Here is a 20,404-nt window from a genome sequence, read left to right on the forward strand (position 1 = left end):
GTTCCATGCGCAAGTCACTGGTTTCCGCGATCGCGCTGGCGCTCGCCGTGTCCGCCGGCGCGACGCTGGCCATGCCGGCGCAGCACGAGGCCGCCGCGGCGTCGCAGACCCCCACGCAGTTGCCGCGCAACGTCCGGCCCACGCATTACGCCGTGGCCATCACGCCCCATGCGGACAAGCTGAACTTCGACGGCCAGGTCACCGTGGACGTGCAGGTGCTCAAGCCCAGCGCCAGTATCACCCTCAACGCGGCAGGGATGACGTTCTCGTCGGTGACGCTGGCGCCGGCCTCGGGCAAGGGCGCGGCCATCAAGGCCAGGGTCGCGGTGGACGAAAAGACGCAGACCGCCACCTTCAGCTTCGACAAGCCCATCGCGCCGGGCCGATACAAGCTGGCAATGGACTACGTGGGCACCATCGGCACCCAGGCCAACGGCTTGTTCGCCATCGACTACCCCACCGCAACCGGGCAGAAGCGCGCGCTGTTCACCCAGTTCGAGAACTCCGATGCGCGCCGCTTCATCCCCTCGTGGGACGAACCGGCGTACAAGGCCACTTTCGACCTCAGCGTCACCGTGCCGAGCAATGAAATGGCGGTGAGCAACATGCCGGTGGCTTCGAAGACCGGTGCCGGCGACGGCATGGAGAAGGTGACCTTCCGGACCACGCCGAAGATGTCCACCTACCTGCTGTTCTTCGGCCTCGGCGACTTCGACCGCGTCACCACCACCTCGGACGGCACCGAGATCGGCGTGGTGATGCAGAAGGGCAAAGGCGCGCAGGCGGCCTTCACGCTGGAGTCGGCCAAGACCGTCCTGCACGACTACAACCAGTACTTCGGCATCAAGTACCCGCTGCCGAAGCTGGACAACATCGCCGCGCCGGGCAGCAGCCAGTTCTTCTCGGCGATGGAGAACTGGGGCGCGATCTTCACCTTCGAGTACGCGATGCTGCTTGACCCGTCGTACTCCACCCAGGGCGACAAGATGGAGGTGTTCAACACCGCCGCGCACGAGATGGCGCACCAGTGGTTCGGCGACCTGGTGACCATGAACTGGTGGGACAACCTGTGGCTCAACGAGGGTTTCGCGTCGTGGATGGCCGAGCGCGAAACCGAGAAAGTGCATCCGGAGTGGAACACCGTGCTCGATACCGTGGGCGTGCGCGAAGGCGCGATGTCGGTCGACGCGGTGGCCACAACGCATCCCATCGTGCAGAAGATCGACACGGTGGAGCAGGCCAGCCAGGCCTTCGACACCATCACCTATTCCAAGGGCGAGGCGGTGATCCGCATGCTGGAAGCCTACGTTGGTCCCGAGGCGTGGCGCCAGGGCGTGCACAACTACCTCAAGGCCCACGCCTACGGCAACACGGTGTCCGACGACCTGTGGCATGCGATGGACGGCGTGGCCGGCGGCAAGCCGATCACCCAGGTGGCGCACGACTTCACGCTGCAGCCGGGCGTGCCGCTGATCAAGGTGGATTCGGCCATGTGCAGCAACGGCGAGACCACCCTCAAGCTCAGCCAGGGCGAGTTCACCAAGGATCGCCCGAATAAGCAGCCGCTGCGCTGGCACGTGCCGGTGATCGCCGAGGTGGTGGGCAACGCCGCATCCAGCACGCTGGTGAACGGCTCCGCCACGCTGAAGCTGAAGGGCTGCGGTCCGGTGCTGGTGAATGCAGGGCAGACCGGCTACTACCGCACACTGTACGCGCCGGCGCAGCTCGCCGCGCTGAAGCAGGACTTCAACAAGCTCGCGCCGATCGACCAGCTCGGCCTGATGAGCGACACCTGGGCCGAGAGCATGGCCGGCCTCGAACCGGTCTCGGATTTCCTCGATATGGCCAAGGCCACGCCGGCCGATGCCGCGCCGGCAATCTGGGCGGAGGTGACCAGGAGCCTGGAAGGACTGGACCAGTACTACCGCGGCGACAAGGCGCGGCAGGACCGCTTCCGCACCTATGCCGTGGCGCAGCTCAAGCCGGTGTTCGCGCGCGTGGGCTGGGACGCCAGGCCGGACGAGAGCACCTCGACCACGCTGCTGCGCACGCAGCTGATCGGCGCGCTGTCCGAGCTGGGCGACGCGGACATGCTGAAGGAAGTGCGCCGCCGCTACGACGCCCAGGCCACCGACCCCAAGGCGGTGCCGCCGGCCCTGCGCAAGATCATCCTCGCCATCGTGGCGCAGCATGCGGACGCGGCCACCTGGGACAAGCTGCACGCCGAGGCCAAGGCCGAGAAGTCGCCGATGATCAGGGATCGCCTGTACGGCCTGCTGTCCTACGCCAAGGACAAGGCGCTGGCGCAGCGCGCACTGGACCTTGCGCTCACCCCCGAGCCGGGCGCCACCAACAGCGCTGGGATGATCCGCGGCGTGTCCTGGCAGCACCCGGAACTGGCCTACGACTTCGCCATGGCGCACCGTGCGCAGGTGGACAAGCTGGTCGACTCCACCTCCAGCAGCCGCTACTACCCGTCGCTGGGCAACAGCTCGTTCGATCCTGCGATGATCGCCAAGATCAAGGCCTACGAGGCCACCATTGATCCCTCCGCGCGTCGCCCGGCGAACGCGGTGATCGCCAACATCGAGTACCGCATGATGGTCCGCAAGGATCGCCTGCCGGCGGTGGACGCGTGGCTGGCGAAGAACGGCGGTTGAGTTTTCTGTAAGTGATACGACAAGGCCCCGCATGCGGGGCCTTGTTTTTAGTGATGAAGCCATCCAGTTGAGCGAGCGTTGTTTAATTTGCTGGTGACTTCGATTTGTCTGGTTCTCCGTCCGCGTCTCCATTGGGAAGCGTGAGGATGGGATCGCCACTCATTTTTAGGAATTGCATGTTGGGTCCCGCCTCCTTGATCGTTTCAAAGCTCGATATCGCTTCGTTCTCAACGGCTTCACCCACTTGTTCTTTCCTGGGCATTTCCATGCGAATCTCTATATTGAAGCCGCGATCGATACGCGCGGCGATCTTTTTGAGGGTCATTCTCAATTCTATGGAAATTTCGTTCTCGCGGCCATCGCGCTGTTTGACGTTATTCTTTTCAAGAATTTCGTCGGCAATCTTATCTACGCCTTGTGTAATAAGATTTTCGGCGTGTTCTCGGACGCCTTTGAGGCTATCATCTTGAAGTCCTTGCTTTTTTAGCTCGCCCTGCAGTTTGCGAATCTCCAAGAGGCTCTTATATAGAGCAACAATTCGTTCAATCGCCAAGGCAATGCACGCGCAGACTTTTGGTGCAGCCTCCAGATAGATGGTCAGGTCAGATGACGAAATCGTCCTGATCTTGAATCCAGGCCTCGATCCAGTTGTAATTTCCGCAAATACACTAAACATCTTGTTGAGTTGCGATAGCTCTGCCGAGAAGCGATCTAGTCGATTGTCAACGAAGGTTCGAGGAATAAGAACTCCCAATTCGCACTCGCCCGGCGATAAATCTTCACTGCCTATATCCAATCTATCAAATGCATTATTAAGTTCGGTGATGGCTTCAAACCAGCCCTGTGCGTCAGCATGAATCTTTTGAAGCGAGCTATTGAGCGCATTAGGCGTCACTTGGTTGATAGAAAAGAGGTTAGTTATTTCTCCTTCAAGTCGACCGTCGAAAAATATTTCTCCTCCTATCTCCGCGATAACTTGCCTCCACGCAGGGCTAAACTCGTTGAGTCTGGAGCTACGTAAGGCATCGATGACCGCTTCTCGGTATTGCGCGACTTGGTTCTGGAATTGCTGTTGATTTGGTTGTTGAGATAGATTGGCGGTAGACTGTACGAGTTGCTGAAGCTTCGGCAAAAAGTTTGTATTACCAAAGTCCGTTCGGATTGCGGCGGCAATCGCGTGTAACCGTTCGGCATTCATTGCTTCCCCTTCTGTTGGTTCCTACGTAAACCGCTGCCACGTCGGTCGTTCGCACTGCTTCTCATGAGTGTGCGTGTTGTGTTCGCTTTGGAGAGTCATAGGCATTGGCAAGCAGTGTTAACCCAACGCCGCCTCGATAGCCTCCAGCGCCATCTCGACATTGCCCCGAGGCGTACCGATATTCATACGCATGAAGCCGCTGCCGCCAGTGCCGAAGTCGGTGCCGGGATTCAGGCCGAGCTGGCAGCGGTGGATGAAGAAGTCGCGCAGTGCTGCGTCTTCCATGCCCAGCGTGCGGCAGTCCAGCCACAGCAGGTAGCTGGCTTCCGGGGGCACGAGGCGGATCGCGGGGAGGCGCGTGCGCAGGGCATTGGCGACGAAGTCATGGGTGCCGGCGAGGTAGCTGCGCAGGGCGTCGAGCCACGGGTCGCCGCCGCGCCAGGCGGCTTCGGCGGCGGCGATGGCGAAGGGGTTGGCGTCGCCCAGGTGCAGGGTGTCCACCGCGTGCCGCAGCGCGGCGCACTGGTCGGGGCGCGGCGCCGCCAACACGGACAGGCCCAGCCCCTGCAGGTTGAAGGTCTTGCCGGGCGAGAGCACGGCGATGACGCGGTCGTCCGCATGCGCGAGGCCTAGCAAAGGATGGTGGCTGGCGCCGGGCAGCACGAGGTCGCCGTGGACTTCGTCCGTGATGACGGTGAGGCCGTGGCGGCGCGCGATGTGCAGCACACTCTCCAGCTCGTCCGGCGTCCACGCGCGGCCGACCGGGTTGTGTGGGTTGCACAGCAGCAGGGCGCGTGCGCCGTCGCTGGCCTGCTGCTCCAGTTGCGCGAGATCCATCGCGTAGCGGCCGTCGGTTTCGCGCAGCGGGTTGTGCAGCAGGCGGCGGCCGCTGTCTTCCACCGCGCGGAAGAAGCCGGGGTACGCCGGCGGCTGCACGATCACCGCGTCACCCGCGGCAGTGCAGGCCTGGATTGCCGCGATCATCGCGGCCAGTACGCCGCTGGCTGGCACCAGCCACTCGCGTTCGAGCGGCAGGCGGTGGCGGCGCGCGCACCAGTCGACGAGCGCCTGCAGCAGGCTGTCGGGATACAGCGTGTAACCGTAGAGCGGATGCCGCGCGCGGGCGGTCACGGCCTCACTCACGCAAGGCGGCACGGCGAAATCCATGTCGGCCACCCACATCGGCTGCACGGTGTCGCTGCCGAATTTCTGCCGGCGGCCGTCGAACTTCAGCGCGTGGGTGCCGCTGCGGTCGACGGGCCGGTCGAAATCGAAGTTCACGCGCGCCGCCGCCACAGCGTCACCTCGGACAAGGTGTGCTGGAACTTGCGCCGCGTCTCGCGTATCACGAACGGCACCGACTGCGGTTCGCCCAGCCGCTGGAAGTGCGCACCGAGGATGGCGTCGAGGCCGTCCAGCGTGGTGAAGCTCTCGCCGTCTTTCTTGAAGCCGCCCACCCAGTCGGCACGTGGCGTGTGCTCGGCCAGCCAGGTGTAGGGCGAGGTGATCATCAGGATGCCGCCCGGATTCAGGCGTTCGTGGATGGCTTCGAGGAATTGCGCCGGGTTGTACAGCCGATCGATCAGGTTGGCGGCGAGGATGAAGTCGTAGCCGGTGAGTTGCGGCTTGAGGTTGCAGGCGTCGCCCTGGAAGAACTCCACTTTGTTGGCGACGTCCGCGAGGCCCAGCTCGGCGAGGTTGCGCGACTTGTATTCGACCAACTCGCCTTCGTCCTGCAGCAGGTAGCGCAGGCTGTCACCGCGGGCCAACGCCACGCCCTGGCCGATGAAGCGTGCGGAGAAATCCACGCCGGTGACGTGGCCGAAGTGGCGCGCCAGTTCGAAGCTGGCCCGGCCGGAGGCGCAGCCCAGGTCCAGCGCGGTGCGTTTCGGCGCGTCGCCCAGCGCCGTAGTTGCCAGTTGCACCAGCGCCTGCGGGAAGTTCGGCACGCCAAAATAGCTGTCGCCGTAATGGAACTCGGCGTATTCGGAGAGCAGCTTGTCGGTCTCGTAGTGCGAGGCTGGAGCCGGCTTGAGGTGCTTGGAAATCACGTAGCGGAACCCCGCATGCTGGAAGAAGTGGCGGCGGAAGGCGTAGCGCGAGGCGGCCTCGGCCTCGTTGCCGGTAGCGATCCACGAGCCGCCCTTCATCAGGTTGTGGCGGCCGTCGAAGGTGGGTGTGCTGAAGTCGTCGTAGATCGGATGCACCTGGAAGCCCTCGAACGGATAGATCGGGGTTTCCGTCCACTGCCATGCGTTGCCGGCGACGTCGAAGAACTCGCCCTGGGCGAAGCGGTTCACGGGGCATGACGAGGCCCAGTGGGCGAGGTTGAGGTTGGCGTCCGGTGTTTTGCCATCGGGCGCGCCACGCCGGCTTTCGGCGTACAGGCGGTACCACTCGTCCTCGGTGGGAAGGCGCACCGGCTGGCCGCCGTGCGCGGATTTCCAGCGGCAGAATGCCTTGGCCTCGTGGTAGTTCACCTCCACCGGCCAGTCCCACGGCATCGGCACCTCGCCGGTCATCAGGCGCAGTTGCCAGCCCTCGGCCGAGCTGCGCCAGAAGGTAGGGTGGGCGGCCTTGGCGAATTCGCGCCAGGCGTTGCCTTCGTCTTCCCAGTAACCGGATTGCGCGTAGCCGCCGGCCTCGACGAAGGCGAGGAACTCCCGGTTGCTGACCAGGTGGCGGCTGGCCTCGAAGGCGGGCACCTCGGCCTCGTGGCGACCGTATTCATTGTCCCAGCCATAGACAGCGCTGGAAATGTCGCGGCCCAACGCGACCTTGCCGGCGGCCACCTTCACCAGGGTGTTGTCCGGCGCTTCGCCGCTCTCGGTGCAGGGTTGCCATGCCGGGTGCGGCTTCACGTAGGCAAGCTTGTGCTGGCGGATCAGCACCGACGAGGTTTCCAGGTGGATGCGCTCGTGCTCGATGCCCATGACGATGGCCCACCACGGATTGTCCCAGCCGATCGGCAGGGTCAGTGGCGCCTCGTCGATCAGCCGGGTGATCAGCGCGCGCACCTTGTCGCGGTAGGCCTTCACCTCGGCGATGCTCGGCCAGTCGTAGTGGGCGTCGTTGAGGTCGTCCCAGCCCATTTCGTCCACGCCCACCGCGAACACGGATTCGAGGTACGGGTCGATGCGCTCCTCGATCAGGCGCGCCAGCAGCAGCTTGTTGACGAAGAACGTGGCGGTATGGCCGTAGTAGAAGATCAGCGGATGGCGCAGCGTGATCGGCGGCTCGTACCAGGCCGCGTCGACGGCGAGCGTCTCGAACAGCGACTCGTAGCGGTCGAAGGTGCTGGTGAAGTACTCGCGCAGCGTCCGGCGCATGCGCGCGGGATCGGTTTCGTGCAGGTTCGGCGTGCGCGGCAACGGCAGCGTGGCGGCGCGTGGCGCAGGCTCGGCGAGCGTGGAAGCGTTCAAGGCGGTACCTCTCGATCCCGGGGAAACGTTGGCGCCCGGAGCCCGCATTCTGGCATGCGACATGCGGTGCGGCCCGAAGGGCGGGAGCACCTGTCATACGTGAGGCGGGGCGCCGCGGATTCAATCCCGCGCAACGAAAAGCCCCGCACGGGGCGGGGCTTTTCGTTGCGGTCCCATCCCGGCGGGCTGGGATGGGGAGCGGACGTTTACGCCTCGGCCTCTTCCTTGTACGCATCCACCGGGATGCAGGCGCACATGATGTTCTTGTCGCCGTAGACGTTGTCCACCCGCGCCACCGGCGACCAGTACTTCTGCAGCTTCAGCGAGGGCAGCGGGAAGGCAGCCAGTTCGCGCGGATAGGCGTGCGTCCACTCGCTGGCGCTCACCGCGAACGCCGTATGCGGGGCGTTGCGCAGCGGGTTGTCGTCGCGGTCGAGCTTGCCTTCCTCCACCGCGCGGATCTCCTCGCGGATCTGGATCATCGCGTCGATGAAGCGATCCAGCTCGTACTGCGACTCGCTCTCGGTGGGCTCGACCATCAGCGTGCCGGCGACCGGGAAGGACAGCGTGGGCGCGTGGAAGCCGAAGTCGATCAGGCGCTTGGCCACGTCCTCGGCGCTGATGCCGGTGGCGTCCTTGATCGGGCGGAGGTCGAGGATGCACTCGTGCGCCACCAGGCCGTTGCGGCCGGTGTACAGCGTGGGGTAGTGCGGGGCCAGGCGCCTGGCGATGTAGTTGGCGTTGAGCAGCGCCACCTGGGTGGCCTTGCGCAGGCCCGCCGAGCCCATCAGGGTGATGTACATCCACGAGATCGGCAGGATCGACGCGCTGCCGAAGGTGGCGGCGCTGACCATTGCGCCGTTGCCGGTACCCTGGGTGCGCGCACCGTCTTCGCCGAGCGCACGCGGCAGGAACGGCGCGAGGTGCGAACGTACCGCGCACGGACCCACGCCGGGGCCGCCGCCGCCGTGCGGGATGCAGAACGTCTTGTGCAGGTTGAGGTGGCTGACGTCCGAGCCCCACTTGCCGGGCTTGGCGACGCCCACCAGCGCATTCATGTTGGCGCCGTCGGTGTACACCTGGCCGCCGTGCTGGTGGACGATGTCGCAGATCGCCACCACGTCTTCCTCGAACACGCCGTGGGTGGACGGGTAGGTGAGCATGATCGCGGCGAGGTTGGCCGAATGCTTCTCGGCCTGCACGCGGATGTCTTCCAGGTCCACGTTGCCGTTGGCGTCGCACCGGGTGACCACCACCTTCATGCCGCACAGGTTCGCGGAGGCCGGGTTGGTGCCGTGGGCGGACTCGGGGATCAGGCAGATGTCGCGATGGCCTTCGCCGCGCGACCGATGGTAGGCGCGGATGGCCAGGAGGCCCGCATATTCGCCCTGTGCGCCGGAGTTCGGCTGCAGGCTCACCGCGTCGTAGCCGGTGATCTCCACCAGCTGCGCTTCCAGCCCGGCGATGAGTTCCTGGTAGCCCTGCGTCTGCGCGGCCGGGGCGAACGGGTGGATGTTGGCGAACTCGGGCCAGGTCACCGGGATCATCTCGGCGGTGGCGTTGAGCTTCATGGTGCACGAACCCAGCGGGATCATCGTGCGGTCCATCGCCAGGTCCTTGTCGGCCAGCGCGCGCAGGTAGCGCAGCAGCTCGTGCTCGCTGTGGTGCGTGTTGAACACCGGGTGGGTGAGGAAGCCCGAGGTACGCCGCAGGTCCTGCGGGATCAGCGATGGCGCGCTGGCGTCCAGCGCGTCGATGCTGGGCAGCTTCGCATCGTCGCCGCCGAAGATGCGCCACAGCAGTTCGATGTCGGCGCGGGTGGTGGTCTCGTCCAGCGAGATGCACAGGTACTCGCCCCACGCCTTGCGCAGGTTGGCGCCCAGCGCCACCGCGCGCGCCGCGATGGCGTCGGTGCGCTCGCCGGTCTTCAGGCCCAGCGTGTCGAACGCGCTGTCATGGTGGAACTGGGTGAAGCCGAGCTGCTGCAGGCCGGCCTTGAGGATCGCGGTGAGGCGTGCCACGCGGGAGGCGATGCGGGTGAGGCCTTCCGGACCGTGGTAGACGGCGTACATCGAGGCCATCACGGCGAGCAGCACCTGCGCGGTGCAGATGTTGCTGGTGGCCTTCTCGCGGCGGATGTGCTGCTCCCGCGTCTGCAGGGTGAGGCGGTAGGCCTTGTTGCCTTCGGCGTCGATGGACACGCCGATCAGGCGGCCCGGCATCGAGCGCTTGTAGGCGTCGCGGCAGGCCATGAAGGCGGCGTGCGGGCCGCCGAAACCGAACGGCACGCCGAAGCGCTGCGAGTTGCCGATGACGATGTCGGCGCCCATCTCGCCCGGCGGCTTGAGCAGGGTCAGCGCCAGCAGGTCGCTGGCGAAGATGGCCAGCGCGCCCCTGGCGTGGATCTTCGCGACCTCGTCGCTCCAGTCCAGCAGCCAGCCGCTGCTGGCCGGGTACTGGATCAGCGCCGCGAAGTAGTCGTCCGCGGCGATCGCGGCGTCCCATTCCCCGGCGGAGTTGGCCAGCTTGATCGTCAGGCCCAATGGTTCGGCGCGCGTCTGCATCACCTCGATGGTCTGCGGATGCGCATCGCCGGACACCACGATGACATTGCCCTTGGCCTTGGCCGAACGCTTGGCCAGGGTCATCGCCTCGGCCGCCGCGGTGGCCTCGTCCAGCAGCGAGGCGTTGGCGATTTCCATGCCGGTGAGGTCGGCGCACATGGTCTGGAAGTTGATCAGCGCTTCCATGCGGCCCTGCGAGATCTCCGCCTGGTACGGCGTGTAGGCCGTGTACCAGGCCGGGTTCTCGAGGATGTTGCGCAGGATGACGTTGGGCGTATGGGTGCCGTAGTAGCCCTGGCCGATGAAGCTGCGGAGCACCTGGTTCTTGCCGGCGATCGCACGGATCTTCGCCAGCGCATCCACCTCGCCCATCGCGGCAGGGAGTGCCAGCGCCGCGGCCGACTTGATCTTCGCCGGCACGATCGCGTCGGTCATCGCGTCCAGCGAATCGTGACCGACGGTGTGCAGCATGTGCGCGATCTCGGTGTCGTTGGGGCCGATGTGGCGCGCGATGAAGGCGTCGTGGTGTTCCAGCTCGCGCAGGGAGGGAGTGTTCTGGCTCATGAGGGGCGTCCGAATTCTGCGTGCATGCCGCACGCGGGCGCCCCTCTGTCCTTTTGCCTGAGAGTTTGGAGGCTTGCGCCTCGTGCCCCTTCGGCGGCGGATCGAACCGCTCTCTCCAGAGTGCTGTACGCAGGATGGTATGGGGCCTGAGCGATTACGGGCGTTGCGCCTTCGGCAGCGGCGCATCCCCGAAGGGCGACCGCTTCTCCCACCATGCGTTTACCGCGCCAATTATACAGGGGGCAGACCAATGAAGCGCTATGCTCGGGGCCTCCCCATCCCCGGAGCCGCCATGATCCGCATCGGCGAAATCGACCATGTCGTGCTGCGCGCCATCGATGTCGCCGCGATGCAGCGCTTCTACTGCGACGTGCTGGGTTGTCGCGAGGAACGCCGGCAGGACGAAATCGGCCTGGTGCAGCTGCGTGCCGGCACCTCGCTGATCGACCTGGTGGGCCTGGACGGCAGGCTGGGCCGGCTGGGTGGCGTGGCGCCGGGCAGGGAAGGCCACAACATGGATCACCTGTGCCTGCGCGTGGAGGATTACGACGAGGCGGCGATCCTGGCCCACCTCGAGACGCACGGCGTGCGCCTCGGCGAGCTGGGCATGCGCTACGGCGCGCGCGGCAACGGCCCGTCGATCTACTGCTACGACCCGCAGGGCAACCTGGTCGAGTTGAAGGGGCCTGCCTCGGATGCCTAGGTGGCCGTGGCGTCCAGCGCGGCCGCCAGCTTGAAACAGTCGGCAAAGTGCCAGTCGGCCAGGTCGGGCCAGCGGTTCCCTGGCTGGCTCACCAGCACGGCCTGCGCACCGGCGGCGCGGGCGCAGGCCAGGTCGTAGGCGTAGTCGCCGACCATGGTCAACCGGGCGGGATCGACCGCCCAGCGTGCGGCCAGCAGATGCAGGCCGGCGGGATCGGGTTTGGGCGCCGCGTCTTCGCGACCCAGCACGTCGGTCGGGTCGAAGCAGTCGGCCACGCCGATCGCCTCCAGCGAAATCATGGCCAGTTCGCGCAGGTTGCGGGTGAGGATGCCGAGCCGGCAGCCACGTGCCGCCAGCGCGCGCACCAGGGGTACCGCGCCGGCGGCGGGACGGGAGTGCTGCGCGAGCCCGCGTTCATGTTCGAGCAGCCATGCGCGCTTGCCGCCTGCCTCCTGCACGGGCAAGGCAGCGAGGTGGGCGAGGATGTCCTCGTCCTCGCGGATGCCCAGTGCCCGCCGGATCGCCGCGAAGTCGTGCACCGCGACGGTCAGCGTCCCGTCGAGATCGAACACCCAGTGCCGTCGGTCCGCGAGGGCATGTGGCGCAGGCGTCATCGGCGACTCGTCCGTTGCTGCAGTTGCGGATGGCGAAAACGACGAAGCCCGCATCGCTGCGGGCTTCGTCTACAATTGGTGCCCAGGAGAGGACTCGAACCTCCACGGTTTTACCCGCTAGTACCTGAAACTAGTGCGTCTACCAATTCCGCCACCTGGGCAGGTGTCGCGCGAGCCGTTCCGGCTGCGTGAGCCGCGTAGATTAGGGATCGGCCCGGGCCCTGTCAACACTTTGTTGACGCATCATTCCATGCGGCTGCACCGTGCGCGGCGCAGCCATCCACACAAGGCGATTTCGTGACCAAGAAAAACAAGGAAGACCAGCGCGCGGGCAGCCGCACGCCGATCCGCAAGACCCCGTCCGCCCGCAAGAATGCGGGCGCGATCCCGGCTGCCGGCAAGCAGCGCCGGCCGGCCGGCCCGCACGACCCACAGGCCGAACGCGAGGCGCAGCGCTACGAGCGGCCCATCCCCAGCCGCGAGGCCATCCTCGCCCTGCTGGAAGAACGCGCCGAGCTGCTCACCGAGGCGCGCATCGCCGAGGCGCTGGCGCTGCACGACGCGAACGACCTGCAGGCGCTGCACAAGCGCCTGGGCGCGATGGTGCGCGACGGCCAGCTGCTGCTGGGCCGTCGTGGCGGCTACGCGCCGGTGCGGAAGCTCGACCTGATTCCCGGCGTAGTGCTGGCGAACGCCGAAGGCTACGGCTTCCTGCGCCCGGACGAAGGCGGCGCGGACCTTTACCTTTCGCCGCAGCAGATGCGCGGCGTGCTGCACGGCGACCGCGTGCTGGCCAGCGTGGTGGGCGTGGACCGGCGCGGCCGCCGCCAGGGCGCCATCGCCGAAGTGCTGCAGCGCCGCTCGCCGCGCCTCGTCGGTCGCGTCGTCGTGGAGAACGGCGTGACCTTGGTGGCGCCGGACGACCGCCGTCTGCACCAGGACGTGATGATCCCGCCCGGCGAGACGCAGGGCGCGCGCGCCGGCCAGATCGTGGTGGTCGAGATCACCGATCCGCCCACGCCGCACCGCGGCCCGCTGGGTGCGATCCGCGCCGTGCTGGGCGAGCGCCTGCAGCCTTCGCTGCTGATCGAGATGGCGATCGCCAGCCACGACCTGCCGCGCGAATGGCCGCCCGAGGTGCTGCGCGATGCGACCGAGGTGGAGCCCGAGGTCGCCGCCGCCGAGCGCGAGGGTCGCGTGGACCTGCGCAAGCTGCCGCTGGTGACCATCGACGGCGCCGACGCGCGCGACTTCGACGACGCGGTCTATGCCGAGCCGAAGCGCGGCGGCGGCTGGCGCCTGGTCGTCGCCATCGCCGACGTTTCGCACTACGTGCCGGTAGGCAGCGCGCTGGACCGGGAGGCGTTCGAGCGCAGCACCTCCACGTATTTTCCGGGCTTCGTGGTGCCGATGCTGCCGGAGACTCTTTCCAACGGCATCTGCTCGCTCAATCCGAAGGTCGAGCGCCTGTGCATGGTGTGCGACATGGTGGTCGACGCCGCCGGTGAAGTGGACAAGTCGAAGTTCTACCCGGCGGTGATGCGCTCGCATGCACGGCTTACCTACGACCAGGTGTGGCAGGCGGTGGGCCTGCGCGAAGCCGGCGCGCTGGCTGCGGTGGCCGACGTGCTGCCGCAACTGGAAAACCTGCATGCGCTGTACAAGGCGATGGCCGCGCAACGCAAGCGACGCGGTGCGATCGACTTCGAGACGCCCGAGGTGAAATTCCGCCTCGACCAGCGCGGCGAGGTGGAGTCGGCCGGCGCCACCGCGCGCAACGACGCGCACAAGCTGATCGAGGAATGCATGATCGCCGCCAACGTGCAGGCGGCGCTGTTCCTGGAAAAGAAGAAGGTCCCTGCGCTGTTCCGCGCGCATGAGCCGCCGCCGGCGGAGAAGTACGAGGACCTGCAGCAGTTCCTGCGGGAGTTCAAGCTGCGCATGCCACCGGTGGAGGAGGTGACGCCGGCCGACTTTGCCGACGTGTTGCGGCTGGTGGCCGAGCGCCCCGAACGCGAGCTGATCCAGAGCGTGCTGCTGCGCGCGCAGAGCATGGCGGCGTACCAGCCCGACAACCGCGGTCATTTCGGCCTCGCGCTCTCGGCCTACGCGCACTTCACGTCGCCGATCCGGCGTTATCCGGACCTGCTGGTGCATCGCGCCATCCGCTATGCGCTCACCGGCGGCAAGCCAGCCGGCTACGAGTACACCCCTGCGCAGATGGCCACGATGGCGGTGCACTGCTCGCAGCGCGAACGCCGCGCCGAGGAGGCCGAGCGTGACGTGGACGAGCGCTACAAGTGCGCCTGGATGGCCAAGCACGTGGGCGAGGAGTTCGCCGGACTCGTCACTGGCGTCACCTCGTTCGGCCTGTTCGTGGAGCTGGACGAATCGAAGGTGTCGGGCCTGGTGCACATCAGCCAGCTCAGCAACGACTACTACCATTTCGATCCGCAGCGCCATCTGCTGAAGGGAGAGCGTACCGGCGCGCACTACCGGCTGGGCGACCACGTGCGCGTGCAGGTGCTGCGCGCCAGCCTGGAGGACCGCAAGATCGACTTCCGGCTGGTGGCGCCGCGCGGCGCCACCGCACCGCCGCCGCGCACGGGCAAGTCCTACGACTACGCCGCTGCGGGCGAGCGTTATTCGCTGCCCGGCAGCAAGGCGCCCGGCATGATGGGCAAGGCGGCGCAGGCGATCGGCCGCATGTTCGGCCGGCGCGAGCAGGCGGTCTCGCCCACCGTGCCGCCGCCGCGCGATAATCCGCCACCCGTCGCGGCACACTCCGGGCCGGCAGCGAAGAAGGGCGGCAGCCAGCCGCGCAAGAACGCCGCCAAGGGGGCGCAAGCGGCGAAGAAGACGGCTGCGCGTAAACCGAAACCGAAAGGCAGGCAATGAGCGAACACTGGATCGTCGGCATCAACCCTGTCGATGGCGCCCTCAACAACGACGCCGCGCGCGTGCGCGAGCTGCTGGTCGAGAACGGCCAGCGCAACGCCCGGGTGCACGAGCTGGCCGAGCGCGCCAAGGCGCTGAAGATCCCGGTGCACCACCGCCCGCGCGAGCAGCTCGACAAACTGGCGGGCGAGGCGCGCCACCAGGGCGTGGTGGCGCTGTACGAGGCGCCGGCGCTGGCGGGCGAGGGCGACCTGCCGGCCCTGCTCGAGCAGGCCGGCGACGCCGCGCTCGTGCTGGTGCTCGATGGCGTCACCGACCCGCACAACCTCGGCGCCTGCCTGCGCAGTGCGGCGGCGGCGAATGCGACCGCGGTGATCGTGCCCAAGGACCGCGCCGTGGGCCTGACGCCCGTGGTGCGCCGCGCCTCGGCCGGCGGCGCGGACCGCGTGCCGCTGATCGCGGTGACCAACCTCGCGCGCACCCTGCGCGTGCTCAAGGACGCCGGCGTGTGGATCACCGGCCTCGCCGGCGACACGGACCAGTCGATCTACGCCATCGACCTCAAGGGCCCGGTGGCCGTGGTGATGGGCAGCGAGGGCGAAGGCCTGCGCCGGCTCACCCGCGAAACCTGCGATTTCACGGCGAAGATCCCGATGCCGGGCGCGATGGAAAGCCTCAACGTTTCGGTGGCGACCGGCATCGTGCTGTTCGAGGCGCTGCGCCAGCGGAGCGGACCGCGATGACTTTCCACTGGTACGACTGGGCCGGCTACGCCGGCGTGCTGCTGGTGCTGCTGGCCTACTTCCTGCTGCAGGCCCGCAAGCTGCACGGCAACAAGCTGGCCTACCAGCTCATGAACATCCTCGGCGCGTTCGGCGTGCTGCTCTCGCTGACCTTCGGCAACTTCAACTGGTCGGCGTTCCTGCTCGAAGTGGCGTGGATCGCCATCGGCATCTACGGCATCGCGCGCGGGATGCGGCTGAAGCGCGATGGGCGGGGCAGCGACTGACGATGGCGATGGCCATCACGGAAGCAGCGCAGGAGCGCACCGGGTGCGCTCCTGCGGGTGGTGCGAAGGGCCCGACACTCAATCCGTGCGGTCGCCCAGCTTCGGCATCTCGGGGTTGGCGGTGAGGTCGCGCTTGTTGCGCTGGGCGGTGAGCGGCTCGCCGGTGACCTGGTACCACACGTTCTCGGCGATGTTGGTGGCGTGGTCGCCGATGCGCTCGATGTTCTTCGCCATGAACAGCAGGTGGGTGCACGGCGTGATGTTGCGCGGGTCTTCCATCATGTAGGTGAGCAGCTGGCGGAAGTAGCCGGTGTAGGCGTCGTCCAGCTCCACGTCGTCCTTCCATACCTGGTAGGCGCGTTCGGCGTCGCGGTCGCGGTAGGCGCGAAGCACTTCGCGCACTTCGGCGGCGGCCAGTTCGGCAAGGTGGGCCAGCCCGCTGGTGGGGTTGATCGGCGCGGCCATCGACAGCGGGATCGATCGCTTGGCCACGTTCGCCGCGTAGTCGCCGATGCGTTCGATGTCGGCGGCGATGCGCAGCGCGGCGAACACGTTGCGCAGGTCGCCGGCCATCGGCGCGCGCAGCGCTAGCAGGCGCACCACGTCGTGGCTGATCTCCTGTTCGAGCAGGTCGATCGCGTCGTCGTTGCCGACCACGTGCTGGGCGGCGCGCTCGTCGCGGCGCTCGACCACGTCGATTGCGGCCTCCAGCTGGCTCACCGCCAGCTCGCCCATGCGCACCAGCTCGCCGGTGAGGCGCGCCAGCTCGTCGTCGTAGCTCTTGATGATGTGTTCTTTGCCGGTGCTCATGGTGTGCCTCGTGGTTTTTCCCTTCTCCCTTCGGGAGAAGGTGCCCGAAGGGCGGATGAGGGTTCGGGCGGAGTGGTGCGCTGAGGGTCCCCGAACCCTCTCCCCAACCCCTCTCCCGGAGGGAGAGGGGCTTCAATGGATCAGCCGAAGCGGCCGGTGATGTAGTCCTCGGTCTGCTTCTTCGAGGGCTTGGTGAAGATCTTCTCGGTGACGTCGAACTCGATCAGCTCGCCCAGGTACATGAAGGCTGTGCGGTCCGAGACGCGCGCGGCTTGCTGCATGTTGTGGGTGACCATGACGATGGTGTAGTCGTGCTTGAGCTCTTCCACCAGCTGCTCGATGCGGCTGGTGGCGATGGGGTCCAGCGCCGAGGTGGGCTCGTCCAGCAGCAGCACCTCGGGCTTGAGCGCGATGCCGCGGGCGATGCACAGGCGCTGCTGCTGGCCGCCGGAAAGGCCGAGCGCGCTGTGCTTGAGCTTGTCCTTCACCTCGTCCCACAGTGCGGCGCGGCGCAGCGCCTGCTCCACGCGGTCGGCCATGTCGGCCTTGGACAGCTTCTCGTGGTGGCGGATGCCGTAGGCCACGTTCTCGAAGATCGTCATCGGGAACGGCACCGGTTTCTGGAACACCATGCCGACCTTGCTGCGCAGGCGGTTCAGCGAGTACTTCGGGTCGAGGATGTTCTCGCCGTCCAGCAGCACCTCGCCGCTGGCCACCAGGTTCGGGTAGATCGCATAGATGCGGTTGAAGATGCGCAGCAGGGTGGACTTGCCGCAGCCGGAGGGGCCGATGATCGCGGTGACCTGCTTCTCCGGGATGTCCATGCTGATGCCTTTCAGCGCATGGGAGGCAGCGTAGTGGAAGTGCAGGTCGCGTACCGTGATCTTGGTGCGTGCCGTGGCGCTTTCCGCGGCGGCTGCAAAGTCAGCGGCGTTGGCGGCGGGGTCAGTCATAACGCACCTTGTGGCGGGAGAACATCAGTCGGGTCAGCAGGCTGAGCGTGAGCACGAACAGGGTGATCAGCAGCGCGCCGGCCCAAGCGATGGCGTGCAGGGCCGGGTTGGGATCGTTGGTGTACTGGTAGATCGCCACCGGCAGGCTCGCCATCTTGTCCAGTGGGTGCATGGTCATGAAGTTGTTGCCGAAGGCGGTGAACAGCAGCGGGGCGGTCTCGCCGGCCAGGCGCGCCAGCGCCAGCAGCACGCCGGTGACGATGCCGGAGGTGGCCGCGCGCATCAGCACCTGCACGGTCATCTTCCATTGCGGGATGCCCAGCGACAGCGTGGCCTCGCGCAGCGTGCCGGGCACCAGCTGCAGCATTTCGTCGGTGGTGCGCACGATCACCGGCAGGCCGATCAGCGCCAGCGCCACCCCGCCCGCAAAGCCGGAGAACGAGACGTTGCCGTGGGTGAGGTTCGACATCGGCAACACCACGATCACGTATACGAACAGGCCCAGCACGATGGATGGTGCCGACAGCAGGATGTCGTTGAGGAAGCGGATGGTGGCGCCGAGCTTGGTGCGGTTTGCGTATTCGGCGAGGAAGGTACCGGCCAGCACGCCGATCGGCGCGCAGATCAGCAGCGCCATCACGTCCATGATCAGGCTGCCCACGATGGCGTTGGACAGGCCGCCCTGGTCGGCGTAGGCGGTGATCTTGGTGAACAGGCTCGGCGTGATCGCGCTGAGGCCGTTCTTCAGCGTCACCCACAGGATCCAGGCCAGGAACACTAAGCCCAGCAGCGTGGCGCAGGCGCTCAGGACAAGGGCCGCCACGTTGACGATGCGGCGACGCAGGTAGACCGAACCGGCCATCACGCGCCCTCCCGCCGCGCCAGCCGGCGCAGCATCAGGCGGGCCACCAGCAGCACCACGAAGGTCACCACGAACAGCAGGAAGCCCAGCGCGATCAGCGCCGAGCGGTGCGTGCCCACGGCCTCGTTGAACTCGTTGGCGATGGCGGACGAGATCGAGGTGCCCGGCATCAGCAGCGAGCTGGAAAGGTCGTAGGCGTTGCCCAGCACGAAGGTCACCGCCATCGTCTCGCCCAACGCACGGCCGAGGCCGAGGAAGATGCCGCCGATCACCGCCGAGCGCGTGTAGGGCAGCACGATGTCCCACACCACCTCCCAGGTGGTGGAGCCCAGCGCATAGGAGGATTCCTTGAGCCGGGTGGGCACGGTCTGGAACACCTCGCGCATCACCGAGCAGATGAAGGGCAGGATCATCACCGCCAGCACGATGCCCGCGGTGAGCAGGCCCAGCCCGATCGGCGGGCCCTGGAACAGCGTGCCGACCAGCGGCAGCCTGCCCAGCGTGTCGCTCAGCGTCGGCTCGATGCTTGCCATGAAGGGCACGAACACGAACAGGCCCCACATGCCGTAGATGATCGACGGAATGCTGGCCAGCAACTCGATGGCAGTGGCGACCGGGCCGCGCAGCCAGGTCGGGGCGATCTCGGTGAGGAAAAGGGCGATGCCGAAGCTGACCGGGACCGCCAGGATCAGGGCGATCAGCGACGTCACCAGGGTGCCGTAGATCGGCGCCAGCGCGCCGTAGTCGTCGGTGACCGGATTCCAGGCGTCGCTGCTGAGGAAATGGAAGCCGTCCTTGAAGAGCACCTCTCGGCCGCCCCACAGCGTGGACAGCGCGGCGCCCAGCAGCGCGGCCAGCACCAGCAGGGCACAGAATCTCAGCAGCCAGCGGAACCAGGCGTCGTGGCGAGCATCGATGCGGCTGCGCTGGTCGGCGTCCGGGGCTGAATTGGCGGCGGGGGTCGATGACATGCGATCTTCGCGTGGAGGGTGCATTTCCTCCCCCTCCGGGGAAGGTGCCCGACGGGCGGCCGAGGGTTCGGATGATTGCGTCGCCCCGGTAGTGTATCCGGACCCACCCCCCAACCCCTCCTCCCCGGAAGGAGGAGGGGTCTTCATCGGGGCTTACTGCTTGAACTCGGTCTTCCAGTAGCTTTCGATCTGGCTCACCAGCGCGGCGGGCAGCGGCACGTAGTCCAGCGAGCGGGCCTGTTCCTGGCCGTGCTCATAGGCGAACTTGAAGAAGTCGAAGGTGACCTTGCTGTTGGCGGCGTTCTTCGGCTGCTTGTACATGATCACCCACGAGGTAGCGGTGATCGGCCACGCGTCGGCGCCCGGCGCATTGGTCATCAGCAGGTCGAAGTCCTTGGCGTGCGCCCAGTCGGCGGTGGCGGCGGCAGCCTGGAAGCTGGAGGTCATCGGCTTGACCACCTTGCCCGCGGCGTTCTTCATCAGCGCGTAGCCGATATGGTTCTGCAGGGCATAGGCGTACTCGACGTAGCCCAGCGAATTCGGGATCTGCTTGATGTAGGCCGAGACGCCCTCGTTGCCCTTGCCGCCGATGCCGGTCGGCCAGTTCACGGCGGTGCCTTCGCCCACCTTGGACTTCCACTCCGGGCTGACCTTGGACAGGTAGTCGGAGAAGTTGAAGGTGGTGCCCGAACCGTCCGAGCGGTGCACCACGGTGATCTTGGCGCTGGGCAGCTTCAGGCCCGGGTTGAGCTTGGCGATGGCCGGATCGTTCCAGCTGGTGATCTTGCCCAGGTAGATGTCGGCCAGGGTCGCGCCGTCCAGCACCATCTTGCCCGGCGCCACGCCCTGCACGTTGAACGCCGGCACGATGCCGCCGATCACGTCGGGGAACTGGCCGAAGCCGAACTTCTGCAGGGTGGCCGGATCCAGCGGCATGTCGGAAGCGCCGAAGTCCACGGTGCCGGCCTTGATCTGGGCGATGCCGCCGCCCGAGCCGATGGACTGGTAGTTGACGTGGTTGCCGGTCTTCTCGGCATAGCTGGCCGACCACTTCGAGATCACGGGATAGACGAAGCTCGAACCGGCGCCGGTGATGTCGGTGGCCTGCGCGGATACCGCAGCCAGCGAGGCGGCGACCAACGCGGCAAGCGCGCCGAGGCGGAACATGGAACGGGA

Annotated in this window: 15 protein-coding genes, 1 tRNA gene and 1 riboswitch; of the genes, 5 read left to right on the forward strand and 11 right to left on the reverse strand. The window is 66.8% G+C overall.

The genetic code is table 11. The annotated features are described in order from the left end of the window. Nucleotides 1-5: 5 nt before the first annotated feature. Nucleotides 6-2,660 (forward strand): M1 family metallopeptidase, encoded by a 2,655-nt coding sequence (locus AC2EWF_RS03425; protein ID WP_483637944.1) that lies wholly within the window; start codon nt 6-8, stop codon nt 2,658-2,660. A gap of 82 nt (nt 2,661-2,742) precedes the next feature. Here AC2EWF_RS03425 and AC2EWF_RS03430 read toward each other — a convergent pair whose 3' ends face one another. From AC2EWF_RS03430 to gcvP, 4 genes are all read right to left on the reverse strand, one after another. Beyond that, nucleotides 2,743-3,858 carry a hypothetical protein gene (locus AC2EWF_RS03430; RefSeq protein ID WP_483637945.1) on the reverse strand — a complete coding sequence of 372 codons (1,116 nt, stop codon included), beginning with the start codon at nt 3,856-3,858 and terminating at the stop codon, nt 2,743-2,745. A 117-nt stretch (nt 3,859-3,975) separates the two neighbouring features. Next, nucleotides 3,976-5,139: a MalY/PatB family protein gene (locus tag AC2EWF_RS03435; RefSeq protein WP_483637946.1), complete on the reverse strand. Its 1,164-nt coding sequence runs from the start codon at nt 5,137-5,139 to the stop codon at nt 3,976-3,978. Further along, complete coding sequence (gene ovoA, locus AC2EWF_RS03440) at nt 5,136-7,280, reverse strand: 5-histidylcysteine sulfoxide synthase (protein ID WP_483637947.1); 2,145 nt, start codon at nt 7,278-7,280, stop codon at nt 5,136-5,138. The genes AC2EWF_RS03435 and ovoA overlap by 4 nt, the downstream gene beginning before the upstream one ends. Before the next feature lie 206 nt (nt 7,281-7,486). Continuing rightward, on the reverse strand, nt 7,487-10,408 hold the full coding sequence (gene gcvP / locus AC2EWF_RS03445; RefSeq protein WP_483637948.1) for an aminomethyl-transferring glycine dehydrogenase: 2,922 nt from the start codon (nt 10,406-10,408) through the stop codon (nt 7,487-7,489). Nucleotides 10,409-10,443: 35 nt separating this feature from the next. Continuing rightward, nucleotides 10,444-10,537, reverse strand: a riboswitch (glycine riboswitch). A 163-nt stretch (nt 10,538-10,700) separates the two neighbouring features. On the opposite strand from gcvP, the gene AC2EWF_RS03450 reads away from it, so the two are divergent. After that, a complete protein-coding gene (locus tag AC2EWF_RS03450; RefSeq protein ID WP_483637949.1) occupies nt 10,701-11,111 on the forward strand; it encodes a VOC family protein in 411 nt (136 codons plus the stop codon). Here AC2EWF_RS03450 and AC2EWF_RS03455 read toward each other — a convergent pair. Then, complete coding sequence (locus AC2EWF_RS03455) at nt 11,108-11,725, reverse strand: HAD family hydrolase (RefSeq protein WP_483637950.1); 618 nt, start codon at nt 11,723-11,725, stop codon at nt 11,108-11,110. The two genes, AC2EWF_RS03450 and AC2EWF_RS03455, sit on opposite strands and share 4 nt — an antisense overlap. Nucleotides 11,726-11,801: 76 nt before the next feature. Further along, nucleotides 11,802-11,886 (reverse strand) — tRNA-Leu (locus AC2EWF_RS03460). 136 nt (nt 11,887-12,022) lie between these two features. Here AC2EWF_RS03460 and rnr point away from each other — a divergent pair. The 3 genes from rnr to AC2EWF_RS03475 are packed head-to-tail and all read left to right on the forward strand — an operon-like array spanning nt 12,023 to nt 15,632. After that, entirely contained in the window at nt 12,023-14,623 is a 2,601-nt protein-coding gene (rnr, locus tag AC2EWF_RS03465; RefSeq protein WP_483637951.1) for a ribonuclease R, read from the forward strand. Then, entirely contained in the window at nt 14,620-15,366 is a 747-nt protein-coding gene (rlmB, locus tag AC2EWF_RS03470) for a 23S rRNA (guanosine(2251)-2'-O)-methyltransferase RlmB (RefSeq protein ID WP_483637952.1), read from the forward strand. Before rnr ends, rlmB begins: the two co-directional genes overlap by 4 nt. Then, complete coding sequence (locus AC2EWF_RS03475) at nt 15,363-15,632, forward strand: CBU_0592 family membrane protein (RefSeq protein WP_483637953.1); 270 nt, start codon at nt 15,363-15,365, stop codon at nt 15,630-15,632. The genes rlmB and AC2EWF_RS03475 overlap by 4 nt, the downstream gene beginning before the upstream one ends. Before the next feature lie 78 nt (nt 15,633-15,710). Here AC2EWF_RS03475 and phoU read toward each other — a convergent pair whose 3' ends face one another. The 5 genes from phoU to pstS form a co-directional block, all read right to left on the reverse strand. Beyond that, on the reverse strand, nt 15,711-16,442 hold the full coding sequence (gene phoU, locus AC2EWF_RS03480; RefSeq protein ID WP_483637954.1) for a phosphate signaling complex protein PhoU: 732 nt from the start codon (nt 16,440-16,442) through the stop codon (nt 15,711-15,713). A gap of 140 nt (nt 16,443-16,582) precedes the next feature. Beyond that, entirely contained in the window at nt 16,583-17,395 is an 813-nt protein-coding gene (pstB, locus tag AC2EWF_RS03485; RefSeq protein ID WP_483637955.1) for a phosphate ABC transporter ATP-binding protein PstB, read from the reverse strand. Next, entirely contained in the window at nt 17,388-18,257 is an 870-nt protein-coding gene (gene pstA / locus AC2EWF_RS03490) for a phosphate ABC transporter permease PstA (protein ID WP_483637956.1), read from the reverse strand. Before pstA ends, pstB begins: the two co-directional genes overlap by 8 nt. Further along, nucleotides 18,257-19,228: a phosphate ABC transporter permease subunit PstC gene (pstC, locus tag AC2EWF_RS03495; RefSeq protein WP_483637957.1), complete on the reverse strand. Its 972-nt coding sequence runs from the start codon at nt 19,226-19,228 to the stop codon at nt 18,257-18,259. Before pstC ends, pstA begins: the two co-directional genes overlap by 1 nt. 153 nt (nt 19,229-19,381) lie before the next feature. Next, a complete protein-coding gene (gene pstS, locus AC2EWF_RS03500) occupies nt 19,382-20,395 on the reverse strand; it encodes a phosphate ABC transporter substrate-binding protein PstS (protein ID WP_483638258.1) in 1,014 nt (337 codons plus the stop codon). Nucleotides 20,396-20,404: the final 9 nt, after the last annotated feature.

The organism is Rhodanobacter sp. sgz306013 (assembly GCF_057031145.1).